The following is a 12,188-nucleotide window of genomic DNA, read 5'->3' on the forward strand; positions in this document are numbered from 1 at the left end:
CCACCGGGGGCGGCCGGGGACGGCCGGGGCTCCTGCCCCGGTGCGCAGTACCGCGAAGGCCTACGCCGCGGTGCGCCGCGCGCCGGTCAGCGGAGCCAGCACCCGCCAGCCCGCCGTCTCGTACAGGGCCCGCCCCTCCGGGGTCGCGCCCAGCACGGCCGTCGTCGCCCCCTCACCGGCGGCGGCAGCGGCGAGCGTGCCCATGACCACGCGCCCGAGCCCCTTCCGCCGGTGTGCCCCATCCGTCTCCACCTGGTCGACCACGGCGGTCCGGCCGGTGACGGCGATCTGCCCGCGCGCGGCGAAGGCCCCGTCGGCGGCACGTATCAGCACCCGGGTGACCCCGGCCCGGCTCCAGCTGCGCAGCCGGTAGCCGTCGGCGAGACCGGGCGGCGGCTCGGTGGCGCGCAGTGATGTGGACATCAGGAAGCCGGGACCGCCCGCGAGCCCCCAGCCGCACGGCAGCCAGGCCTCCAGCGTCTCCGGCGGCACGAACGTCTTCAGCCAGACGCCCGCGGCGGTGGTGTTCTCGGCGATCTTGCGGACGGTCGGCTCGTCGGCAGCGGGCAGCACGTGGCGGGCCACCTCCTTGGGCGTGCCGACCTCGACCGTGAATCCCCAGGGCTGCAGGGCCGGTTCGGCCGCTCCGCGGGACACGACCCATCCGTCGACCCAGGCGCGTACGGCTTCCGCGGTGCTCCCGAAAGGCATGGCCTCTCCCCCGTTGGTAATAGGTGAACTACTTATGCAGCCATTACAGCACAGGGTTGGCGGCGGGCGCGAGGGAATGCCGGGGTGGGGTTTTCCCCCGCCCGGATCCGCCAGTCGCCCGCATGGCCCGGCCGCCCTCCACATCCGTACGTTCGAGACACGCCACCGAACGCCCCACGGACCGGAAGGATGCCCATGCCAAGCGACTGGGCCGTAGAACTGCACGGAGTCACACGCCGCTACGGCCGCGGAGGCTCCGCCGTGCACGCCCTGCGCGGCATCGACCTCACCCTCCCGCCCGGCACCTTCACCGCCGTGATGGGGCCCTCCGGCTCCGGCAAGTCCACGTTCCTGCAGTGCGCGGCGGGCCTGGACCGCCCCACCGCCGGCCGGGTCGTGCTCGGCGGCACGGACATCACCGGCCTGAGCGAGAACAAGCTGACGGCACTGCGCCGCACCCGCCTCGGCTTCGTGTTCCAGGCCTTCAACCTGCTGCCCTCCCTCACGGTCGAGCAGAACGTCGTCCTGCCGATGCGGCTGGCCGGCCACCGCGCCGACCGCCGCCGCTGCGCCGAGGTGCTCGACCAGGTCGGCCTCGCCGGCAAGGCCCGGCGCCGCCCCGGCGAACTCTCCGGGGGCCAGCAGCAGCGCGTCGCCGTCGCCCGGGCCCTGGTCACCCGCCCCGACGTCGTCTTCGCGGACGAGCCCACCGGCGCCCTGGACACCACCACCGCCGCGGAGATCCTCGCTCTGCTGCGCGGCGCCGTGAACACCCAGCGCGCCACGGTCGTCATGGTCACCCACGACCCGTCGGCCGCCGCCTGGGCGGACCGCGTCCTGTTCCTGGCCGACGGCACGATCGTCGACCACCTGGACCGCGCTCCGGCCGCCCGCATCGCCGCCCGCATGACGGACCTCACGACCCGCATCGCCTCCGCGGCCTGACACGCCCGCACCACCGCACGGCCCGGAGCGGCTCATGGCGCCCCGCGGTACTACACGGCCCGGAGCGGCCCGGGGCACGCCCGAACCCGCTCCGGACGCGGCCCCACTCCGGCCCCGATCGCAGAACGGCATCCTGATGTTCCTCCCCAACGGCCTCGCCCGCGCAGCCCTCCGCTTCAAGCCCTCCGGCTTCGTCGGCACCTTCATCGCCCTCGCGCTCGCCGCGATGATCGTCGCGGCCTGCGGGATCCTGCTGGAGACGGGTGTCCGGGCCGAGGTCCCACCTGAGCGCTACGCCCACGCCCCGGTCGTGGCGGCAGCCGACCAGCGCGCCCGCCTCGGCCACGGCGACGACGGTGACAACCAGCCCGTCCCGGACCGGGCCCGGCTCGACGGTTCCCTGGTCGCCAGGGCGGCCGCCGCTCCCGGTGCCCGTACCGCCGTCGCCGACGTCACCTTCCCGGTGCGCGGCCCACAGGGCACCCCGGTTGCCGCCCACAACTGGGGCTCCACCACCTTCACCGGCGAGCGGCTCACCGCCGGCCGGGCACCCGGCCCCGGCGAGGTCGTCCTCACCCACGGCACGGTCGGCGGCCGGGTCACCCTCACCACCCCCGACGGCACCCGTACCGCCTACCGCGTCTCCGGCCTCGCCCGAGTCCCGGGCGAGGCCGCCTGGTTCGCCGACTCCGACGCGGTACGCCGCTCCGGGCATCCCGGCCGCGTCGACGCCATCGCCGTACTGCCGAGGGCGGGAGTCGACGCCGAGACCCTCAAGGCTCAGGTGTCCCGCGCCCTCGGCCACCGCGCCCTGGTGCACACCGGCGACGACCGCGGCGCCGTGGAGGACCCCTCCCTCGCCCAGGCCCGCGAACTGCTCACCGGACTCGGCGGCTCCTTCGGCGGCATCGCCACGCTGGTCGCCGTGTTCACCGCCGCCGGCACCGTCGCCCTCGGCGTCGGTCAGCGCGCCCGCGAGTTCGCCCTGCTGCGGGCCATCGGCACCACACCGCGGCAGATCCGCCGGACCATCGCCACCGAGGCCCTCCTCGTCGCCCCGCCGGCCGGCGCGGCCGGCTGTCTGCCCGGCATCGCGCTGGCCCGCTGGTGGTTCGGTCAGCTCCAGGACAAGGGAGCCGTCCCGGACGCCGTACGGGTCTCCGTCTCCTGGATCCCGCTGCTCACCGCGGTCGGCACCGTCCTCGTCACCGCCCTGTGCGCCGGCGGTCTGGCCGCCCGCCGCAGCTCCCGCATCAAACCGGGCCAGGCACTCGGCGAGGCGTCCGTGGAGCGGCTGCGCATCGGCTGGATCCGGACCCCGCTCGGTCTGGCCGCCGTCGTGGGCGGCTGCGTCTGCGCGGGGCTCGCCTCCTCCCTCAGCGGCGACGACGCGGCCAACGCGGCCCTCGGGATCGTGTTCCTGTTCATGCTCGCCGTCGCCCTGCTCGGCCCGCTCGTCGCCCGCGCCTGCGCCGCCCTGTTCGGGCTCCCGCTGCGCGGGGCCGGCGCCCCGGCCGCCCTCGCCGCCGCCAACGCGCGCACCAACGCCCGCCGGCTCGCCTCGGCGATCACCCCGATCGTGCTCGCCATGGCCTTCGCGTCGGTCCTGGTGTTCCTGCAGACGAGCCAGGACAAGGTCACCGCCGACCAGCAGCGCGCGGGCGTCACCGCTGACCACATCGTCACCGCGCAGCCGGGTCTCGCACCCGACGCCGTACGACAGGCCCGGCGCAGCCCCGAAGTCACCGCCGCCGTCGGGCTGTTGCGGACCTCGGTCCTCGTCCCGGTCTCCGGGGCGCTGGATTCCGCCTCCGCCCAGGGCGTCACCGGCTCCGTACGCGACCTGGCCGCCGTCCAGGACCTGGACGTCCGGCACGGGCGCCTCTCCCTGCGGCCCGGTGAGATCGCCGTGGACTCCGGCCTCGCCCGCAACGCCCATGCAGGCGTCGGCGAACGCCTGCACCTGCTCCTGCCCGACGGCACCAGGGCCGCCCCGGTGATCGTGGCGACGTACGGCCGCGGCATGGGGCTGTCCGAGCTGACGATGAGCCGCGCCGACCTCGCCTCCCACGTCACCTCCGCCTTCGACACCGAGCTGTGGACGAAGGGCGGTACCACGGCCGGTCTCGCCCCCCTCGGCACCGTGCTGGACCGCGACGGCTACTCCGCCGCCCAGTCCCTGGACCGTGAGCTCAACGCCTGGGCCAACACCGTGATGGCCGCCGTACTCGGCGGGTTCGCGGCCGTCGCGGCAGGAAACACGCTGGTCATGACGGTCCTCGCCCGGCGCCGTGAACTCGGCACCCTGCGGCTGATCGGCTCCACCCGGCGGCAGATCCTGCGCATGATCCGCTGGGAGGCCCTGCTGGTCACCCTCGCCGGCATCGCGCTCGGCACGGCCATCGCCGTGGCCACGCTGGTGCCGATGATGAACGGACTGACCGGGCAGGGACCGTACATACCGCCCGTGGTCTACGGCGCCTTCGCGGGCGGCATCCTGCTGCTCGGGCTGACGGCCGTCACCGTCCCGGCCCGGGCGGCACTGCGCCGGGAGACACTGGAGGGGTGACCGACACGCGACTCACCCTGGCCGAGGTCGAGAGCCTCGCACGCACCGCCCACGCGGGGCAGACCGACAAGGCGGGCCGGCCGTACGCCGAACACCTCGCGGCCGTCGCCGACGGGGTGCGCGCCCGCGGCGGCGACACCGAACAGATCGCCGCGGCCTGGCTGCACGACTCCGTCGAGGACGACGCGCTGAGCGAGGAGTGGCTGGCGCAGGCCGCCCTGACCCCGCGCACCAAGGCCATCGTCCGTGCCGTCACCAAGCGGACGGGGGAGGAGCCGGAGACGTACGCGCGCCGGATCCTCGCCACCCCGGGCGCGGTGCTGGTGAAGGAGGCCGACCTGGCGCACAACGCCGACCCGGAGCGGCTCGCGGTCCTGGACGAACCCACCCGGAAACGACTGACCGAGAAGTACGCACGGATGCGCGCGCTTCTCGGTCTGGGGCAAGGAGGCCACGGGGCGAGCTAGGGGGTGTCGTTCGGATCGCCCCGGGTCCGCGACGCCTGGTACGGCACCTCGCCGCGTCGTCGCATCACCCGGGTACGCCCGGTCAGCGGGTGATGCTCCGCCTTGCGATGCACCGCATCATGCGCCGAGGCCTGATCCGAGGTGATCCGAACGACACCCCGGGGGCCGGACAGGCCTAGGCGTCGACCTTCTCCCGCTCGCGTTCCTTCTTCTGGCGTTCGCGGGCCAGTTCGGCCGCGTCCTGCTTGAACGCCCACTCCATCTTCGGCTCCATCGCGAAGCGGAACAGCCGCTGCACCGGGCGGGTGCACAGCACCGTGACGGCGGCGGCCGCGACGACGGTCACCGCGATCTCGCCGAGCGGGCGGTGCAGCGAGGCGTGGTCGAACCAGCCCCGGTAGTCCGCGAACTTCACCAGGAAGCCGTGCAGCAGGTAGCCGTACAGGGTGCCCGCGCCCAGCGCCGTGAACCACATCTTCCGACGCGGCACCCAGGCGAAGAAGCAGGCCGTCAGCAGCAGGGAGCTGCCCAGCATCGCGAGCACCATGACCGGGCCGCACCACCACGGGGCACCCAGCTCCTGCGCGGAGTCGCGGTGGTAGAACCACGCGGTGTTCATGCGCGGCACCGCCCACCAGCCCACCGCCAGCGCGACGGCGAAGACGGGCACCGAGGCGATCCGCACGGAGCGGCGGCGCACCAGATGGAAGTGCTCGGGCTTCATGCACAGGCCGAGCACGAAGTAGGGCAGGAACTGCAGGACGCGCTGGAGGTCGAGGTCGTCACCGATGTTCGGGGTGACCGTGGCCAGCATGGCGACGCCGATCGCCAGCGGCAGCGGCCAGCGCACCAGCCTCCAGACGGGTGTAGTGAGCCGCCAGACGAAGAGGGCCACCAGGAACCAGGTCAGGTACCAGGGATCGAGGAGGCTGATCTCCTCGTGGGAGCCGACGACCAGGTTCTTGAAGAGCGGGTAGGCCGCCTCGAACAGGACGTACGGCACGGCGACACCGGTGATCAGCCGCTTCAGCCGGTCCGGGCGCATGTCGAAACTGCGCGAGAAGAAGCCGGAGATGATGATGAACGCCGGCATGTGGAAGGTGTACACGACGGTGTACACGGCCTCCAGGATCCGGCTGTCGCCCTTCAGCGGCTCCCAGGCGTGCCCCATCGCGACGAGCACGATCGCCAGGTACTTGGCGTTGTCGAAGAACGAATCACGCTGTTTGCCCGGTCTGTCCGTCGCGGGCGGCCACCGCTTCTGCGCGCTCATCGGGGTACGCGGACCGGGCACTCCGTCCACCGGCGACTGTGCCGGGGGGAGCGGCCTGCGGTTCTGGCCGGGGGACGAGGCGGCGTCAAACATCTCAGGCACCCTAGCGTCGACTGTGGGATTTCGTAAAACTCCCGCTGTCATTCCTGGTTATCGCGATCGGGTACCCGCTGATTTACATAACTACCCTCCCCTGTCCACGTGATGGCGGGCACACCGATCCCGTCCGTTCACCCTCGATGTCCCGATTCATCCCGACTAATTGGGGCATAAGTCGCCTCTGTGTCATCAATTCGAATTGCCTGCGTACATGATGTGTGAGCACCGAAACGAAGTTGCGTAATTTCCTGTGGGGGCGTGCCGGGGTGTGCTGTCGAATTACTGTGCGGGGCTCCGTACGGGCCGGACGGCTGCCCAACGTTGTGTCACGAGCCGCATACCACGGCCGGGTTGGTGGCACGATGGTTCTGGCGGGGGTGCGGGGCAGTACCCCCGGGCCGGGAGAGCGGACCGACCGAGGGTGTGATCAGTTGTGGCCATTTCACTGTCTGTGGTGCTGCTGTTGGCGATCATCCTTGTAGTGCTGATCAGAGGGGGGAACATCAAGGCCGGTCCGGCCATCGTCGCCGTCCTCTTCGGTTTCTTCCTCGCCTCGACCGGCATGGCACCGTCCATCAACCGCTTCCTGAACTCGATAGCGGAGACGATCAACTCGATCAGGTTCTGACTCCGGCGGGGTGCGCCGGCAGAACCGGACAACTGAAACAACGGGGGGACGTACGAGGATGGCGCTGCGCGACTCGGATCCGCGGGAAGTGGGCGGCTACCGGATCGAGGACCGCCTCGGCAGCGGAGGCATGGGCGTGGTCTACCTGGCCCGCTCCGCCTCCGGCCGTCGCCTCGCCGTGAAGGTCGTGCACGACCAGTACGCCGACGACGACGAGTTCCGCATCCGCTTCAGCCGCGAGGTGGCCGCCGCCCGGCAGGTCAGCGGTGCCTTCACGGCACCCGTGGTGGACGCGGACGCCGACGCGCCGCGCCCCTGGATGGCCACGCTCTACATCCCCGGCGAGGACCTCGGCACCCACGTCCGCCGTCACGGCCCCCTGCCGCTCGGACGCCTGCGCGAACTCGCCGCCGGCCTCACCGAGGCCCTGCGCGACATCCACCGCGCGGGCATGGTCCACCGGGATCTGAAACCGGCCAACGTGATGCTCGCCGAGGACGGCCCCCGCGTCATCGACTTCGGCGTCTCCCGGGCCACCGAGGCGGCCGCGGCCGACGCCCTCACCCAGACCGGCCGGGTGATGGGCACCCCGCCCTTCATGTCCCCCGAGCAGTTCTCCGCCCCGCACGAGGTCGGCCCGGCCGCCGACATCTTCTCCCTCGGCGCGGTCCTGGTGTACGCCGCCACCCGGCACGGTCCCTTCGACAGCGCGAACCCCTGGGAGTCGGCGACCAAGGTCGTCGAGGGCGACCCCGTGCTCGACGGCACCCCCGCGGAACTGCTGCCCTTCATCCGCCTCTGCCTGGAGAAACACCCCAAGTCCCGGCCGACCCCCGACGAACTCCTGTACCTGCTGCGCGAGGGCAGCCTGCCCGGCCCGGGACCGGACCCCGCGCCGCGGGACACCGCCGACGCCGTACGCCCGCGCGGTCGCCGCCGCAGGTGGTGGCTGGTCTCCGCGGCGGTCGCGGCCGTCCTGGCGGCGCTCGCCGGCACGACGGTCGCCGTCACACGCGGGGGCGACGGCGCCGCCGGCGATCTCCCGGCCGGATGGAAGCCCTGGCACCGGCAGTCCAAGGATCCGACCGCCGGCGACGCGAACACGACGAGCCCCGCCGGCGCCTTCAGCCGCTGCTCGGCCGTCGGCGCGTCCCTGGTGTGCGCCGGAGACAGCCTCCTGGCGACCCGGTTCGACCTGGCCGACGGCCGCAACACCTGGGCCCTGCCGCTCGACCCCACGCCCGGCCAGAACGGGGGCGGCAGCGGTGGCACGGTCATCGGCACCCACGGCGGCGCCGTCTACGTCTGGGGCGCCGACGACCACACGCCCAAGGGTGACCCGGACACCTCCCTGACCCGCTACACGGTCCAGGCGCTCCGGGCCGACACCGGCAAGGTGCTGTGGAAGACGGTCACCGCCGACGGCGACACGGCCTACGGCGGCGAGGAGGGCTATGCCGTCGCCACGGGCGAGGGCGTCATCGCCGTCCACGGCGACAAGGGGGAGTCCTACGCCCTGCTCGACGCCGCCGACGGCAGGGCGCGCTGGAAGCGCCCGCTGCGGTACTCGAACGTGGACGAGAAGGGGGCGTGCCAGCTGAGCGGTGCCGCCGGGCGTGCCTACCTGCTGTGCGGGTCCTTCGGCAAGAACTACCACGTCACGCGCACCAGCATCGCCGAGATCGACCCGTCCACCGGCCGGCTCCGGTGGACGGTGTCGGCCAAGGGCGCGCTGAGCGTCCTCGGCGAGGCCGCGGGCCACCTCATCCTGGCCGACGCCACGGACACCGTCCGCACCCTGACCCTCCTCGACGTCTCCTCGCACGTCGTGACGGCCGTCAGGCTGTCCCGCGCCGAGACCGCCATGAGCGGCGTCCATCTGGAGGGCGGGACGGTCTACTTCACCTTCACCAGCGGCAGCGTCCACGCGTTCTCGCCGCTCACCGGCCGGCTGTTGTGGCGGAGCAACTCCACCGTCGAACAGCCCGGCCCGCCGCACGCCACCTCCACCCGCCTCTACCTGGCCTCACCCACCGGCCGTCTGGCCGCCCTCGACCCGCGCACCGGCCGGGTCAGGGCCACCCGTCCGGGCCGCGACGACGGCGGCACCTCCGAGGCACCCGGCCCGGCCGGCGCCCCCCTCGTCCTGGTGGGCGACGCCCTCTACGTGCCGTACGGCCTGCGCTCCGTGTTCACGGTGAACATCCGCGACCTGTGAGCCCGAGAGCCCCGGAACCCGCTCATCGGGCCCGTAGGGCGCACGAGTGCCGGTCTGCCGGGGTTCTGGCGGCAAGGTGCCCTGTGATGAGCAGCCGGCCCTTGCGGGGGCTCACTCGGGCTGCGAGGGCCTCAGCACCCGGTCGGAGGAAACCGGGATGTCCACTTCGTTGAAACAACAACGTGGTGAATCGTTGGCCAACGCCGTACCCTCCCGGTGATCAATCCAAAGATTCTGTGGGGGACATTCATGCGCACAACCATGCGCCTCGCCCTGCTCGGCACCAGCGTCGCGCTGGTCGCCACAGCAGCCGGTGCCACCGCCGCCCAGGCGGAGGACGGCGGCGCGGGCAACATCACGATCGACAAGGTCGTCGTCAACGGCGGCAAGCCGGTCGTGGTCGGCACCACCAACGTGGTGTCCGCCAAGGTCTCCGTGACCGCGTCGGACGATTCGGGCATCGCCGAGACCACGTACATCAGCGCCTTCGGCCCGAAGCCGAACTACGCGCAGATCTGGTACGACGACGGCGACATCACCTGCGTCGAGGTGAGCGCCACGACGTCGACCTGCACGGGCACGCTGACGTTCGACCCGCAGGCCTCGACCGGCACCGTCGACAACGGCGCCGCGGCCACCTGGAACCTCAGCACGCTGGTCTCCGCCCATGACCACGACTTCATCCACCGGGACGCGGCCACCACGTTCAAGGTCCAGCGCTACTCGAAGCTGACGGTCGACGCCTCGCCGGAGCCGGTGAAGAAGGGCAAGGCCATCACGGTCACCGGCAAGCTCTCCCGGGCCAACTGGGAGGACAACGAGTACCACGGCTACACGAACCAGTCGGTGAAGCTGCAGTTCCGCAAGAAGGGCAGCAGCACCTACACCACGGTGAAGACGATCAGGTCCGACACCACGGGCAACCTCAGGACGACCGTCACCGCCGCCACCGACGGCTACTACCGCTACAGCTTCGCGGGCACGACGACGACTCCGGCGGTCAACGCGGCCGGCGACTTCGTGGACGTCCGATAGCCACGACCGCGCATGCGGTCCGGGGCTGAGCCGGCGCAATCGTGGCACGAAACGGATGAATGTGCCGGGAGAACCAGGGGTGGGAATGCGGGGAGGACCGGGCGGGCCTGCTCCGGGCCGTGCGGGCGTGCAGAGCGCCCGCGGCCGGGCGTGGGGTGTTTTCATCGTGCTGGTCCTCCTCGCGACCGCTCGGCTGCAGGACTGGTACGAGTCACGGGACGTGTTCACCGGCGCGCAGGGCCCCTTTCCCGCCGCGTTCGCGACCGGGGCCCCGGCCGCGCCTGAACACGTCATACGCCGGACGGCGGATGAGCAGGTCCTGGTGCACGGGCTGTCCCTGCGGTGGACGGATTCCGGTATGGCGGCGGTGAACCTGCGGACCGGCAAGGAGTACTGGCGCTACGAGCGCCGGGACACGCACAACCCTGCTGTGTGGTCGTTCGGGGTGTCGGAACGCACCGTGGTGGCCCGCTTCACCGACGGGAAACTCGTCGCCATCGATCTGCGCACGGGCAAGCTGCTGTGGCACGCAGAGATTCGGGCCGGCGACCACCCTCGGTCCGTGAAGCTCGTCGGCGGCCGGGCCGTCACCGAGGATCCCGGTGCCGTGCGCGCCTTCGACGAGCGCGACGGCCGGACTCTGTGGACGGTGAAGACGCCCGAGTCGTGTCCCGAGGTGTTTCTCCGTTCCGTGCACGTCCTGCCGGACCGTCTGAGCGCTGTCCACGTGTTGTGCAATGCGGCGAGTGACGACGACCGGGACGTGTACGGCCTTCTGCTCGGCGTCGACAACCGCACGGGCAAGATCCTCTGGCAGCAGCGCACCGTGGACCCGGAGCTGGCGGCCTGGGCCGACGGGCACACGCTGGCCGCTCCGGATCCGGACCGCCCGCAGGCCGTCCGGCTGCTCGACATGAACCGCCGAAGGATCTCTGCACGCGCCGCTCTCTCCCTGGGCAAGCGGGACGTGGTCGCCGCGGGCAGCGGCACCGTGGTGTCCGGCACCGACCCGAAAGAGCGTTCCAAGGATCACGACACACTCCTGCGCGCCTACGACACCCGGGACGGACAGCCCTCTTGGCGGTTGCGGGCGCCGAGCGGCCAGGAGTACGGGTTCCCCAAGGTCGCGGACGGCCGGGTGTACGTCGTACGCCAGCCGTTCCTCACCGCGGCGGACGCCGGTCGCCGGATCCACGCCGACCTGCTCGTCCTCGATGCGGGCACCGGGCACCTGCTCCATACCCTGCGGCTGCCGGCCATGACCACGCACAACGACGTCGACGACTCCGAGAAGCTCGACATCCTCGACACCGCCGACGGCGCGGTGAGCATCGGCTGGCGATACGGAGGGGACCTGCTGATCGCCACGGACTGACCACCGCCTTGGAAGCCAGGCGGGGCGAGAACGGCTCTGACCTGCGAACCGGGACACGCAGATCCGAAAGGCCCCGGGAACGGCCGAAGACAAAGGCCCGGGGAACGGCAGAAGGCCCAGGGAGAGGGAAACACCCTCTCGCCCGGGCCTTCTGCGTTCAGAGCGGGCGACGGGAATCGAACCCGCGCAGCTGGTTTGGAAGATCGCATACGTGGGTGGCCGCTGAGTTGGGACGTTGCTGAGCTGGGGTTTCGCGACGCTCAGCCCGTGGGTGCCTGCTGTTCCCCGGCGGTCCGTGCTAGCTACGGGCACGTGGGGGACACGCCTGCACCGTGGTGCCCGACGATCACCCGCAGCTGCAACCCGAGGATGTCGAAGCCGGTTCGGTGGTCTGGCTCGTGCAGCAGCCGTCGCTGGTGGCGTCGAGGTCGGCGCTCTTGCCGAGGGTGTCTGTGCCGGCCTTCACGACGTACACCTCCCACGGCTCTTTGCCGGGGCCGTGCACCCAGACCTTGTCCTGGAGGGCGTAGCAGCAGGAGGTGTCGTTCTCCTCGAAGGTGGCCAGGCCGGCCTCCTTCAGGCGGCTGGTGGCGGCGTTGACCTGGTCGGTGGACTCGACCTCGACGCCGAGGTGGTCCAGGCGGGTTTCCTCGCCGGGCTCGCCCTCGATGAGTACGAGCTTGAGCGGGGGCTCGGTGATGGCGAAGTTGGCGTAGTTCTCGCGCCGCTTGGCCGGTTCGGTGCCGAAGAGCTTCGAGTAGAAGGTGATCGACGCTTCCAGGTCGCTGACCCGCAGGGCGAGCTGGGCACGGGGCATGGCGTGACTCCCATCTGCTTGCATTGATGTCTGCCGATTCAGAGCTTGCGC

General features: G+C 71.8%; 10 protein-coding genes. 7 read left to right on the forward strand and 3 right to left on the reverse strand.

The features are described 5' to 3' along the window. Positions 1-60 precede the first annotated feature (60 nt). Positions 61-711, reverse strand: coding sequence for a GNAT family N-acetyltransferase (locus ACIRU3_RS05370; RefSeq protein WP_404051645.1), 651 nt, complete (start codon positions 709-711; stop codon positions 61-63). Between the two features lie 195 nt (positions 712-906). On the opposite strand from ACIRU3_RS05370, the gene ACIRU3_RS05375 reads away from it, so the two are divergent. The 3 genes from ACIRU3_RS05375 (at position 907) to ACIRU3_RS05385 (ending at position 4,692) form a co-directional block, all read left to right on the forward strand. Continuing rightward, positions 907-1,656, forward strand: coding sequence for an ABC transporter ATP-binding protein (locus ACIRU3_RS05375; protein ID WP_404051648.1), 750 nt, complete (start codon positions 907-909; stop codon positions 1,654-1,656). 136 nt (positions 1,657-1,792) lie between these two features. Continuing rightward, positions 1,793-4,225 carry an ABC transporter permease gene (locus tag ACIRU3_RS05380; RefSeq protein WP_404051652.1) on the forward strand — a complete coding sequence of 811 codons (2,433 nt, stop codon included), beginning with the start codon at positions 1,793-1,795 and terminating at the stop codon, positions 4,223-4,225. Beyond that, on the forward strand, positions 4,222-4,692 hold the full coding sequence (locus tag ACIRU3_RS05385) for an HD domain-containing protein (RefSeq protein WP_404051655.1): 471 nt from the start codon (positions 4,222-4,224) through the stop codon (positions 4,690-4,692). Before ACIRU3_RS05380 ends, ACIRU3_RS05385 begins: the two co-directional genes overlap by 4 nt. A 175-nt stretch (positions 4,693-4,867) precedes the next feature. On the opposite strand, the gene ACIRU3_RS05390 is transcribed toward ACIRU3_RS05385, so the two are convergent. Further along, a complete protein-coding gene (locus ACIRU3_RS05390) occupies positions 4,868-5,965 on the reverse strand; it encodes an acyltransferase family protein (protein ID WP_404051897.1) in 1,098 nt (365 codons plus the stop codon). Positions 5,966-6,497: 532 nt separating this feature from the next. On the opposite strand from ACIRU3_RS05390, the gene ACIRU3_RS05395 reads away from it, so the two are divergent. From ACIRU3_RS05395 to ACIRU3_RS05410, 4 genes are all read left to right on the forward strand, one after another. Further along, positions 6,498-6,692 carry a hypothetical protein gene (locus ACIRU3_RS05395; RefSeq protein ID WP_404051657.1) on the forward strand — a complete coding sequence of 65 codons (195 nt, stop codon included), beginning with the start codon at positions 6,498-6,500 and terminating at the stop codon, positions 6,690-6,692. Between the two features lie 58 nt (positions 6,693-6,750). After that, positions 6,751-8,910: a PQQ-binding-like beta-propeller repeat protein gene (locus ACIRU3_RS05400; protein ID WP_404051659.1), complete on the forward strand. Its 2,160-nt coding sequence runs from the start codon at positions 6,751-6,753 to the stop codon at positions 8,908-8,910. A 249-nt stretch (positions 8,911-9,159) separates the two neighbouring features. Then, positions 9,160-9,945: a calcium-binding protein gene (locus tag ACIRU3_RS05405; RefSeq protein ID WP_404051662.1), complete on the forward strand. Its 786-nt coding sequence runs from the start codon at positions 9,160-9,162 to the stop codon at positions 9,943-9,945. A 127-nt stretch (positions 9,946-10,072) separates the two neighbouring features. Beyond that, positions 10,073-11,320 (forward strand): PQQ-binding-like beta-propeller repeat protein, encoded by a 1,248-nt coding sequence (locus tag ACIRU3_RS05410; RefSeq protein ID WP_404051665.1) that lies wholly within the window; start codon positions 10,073-10,075, stop codon positions 11,318-11,320. A gap of 346 nt (positions 11,321-11,666) precedes the next feature. Here ACIRU3_RS05410 and ACIRU3_RS05415 read toward each other — a convergent pair whose 3' ends face one another. After that, entirely contained in the window at positions 11,667-12,137 is a 471-nt protein-coding gene (locus ACIRU3_RS05415; protein WP_404051667.1) for an ArsI/CadI family heavy metal resistance metalloenzyme, read from the reverse strand. Positions 12,138-12,188 lie beyond the last annotated feature (51 nt).

The organism is Streptomyces sp. NPDC101151 (assembly GCF_044768335.1).
In the GTDB taxonomy this organism is placed as follows: Bacteria; Actinomycetota; Actinomycetes; order Streptomycetales; family Streptomycetaceae; genus Streptomyces.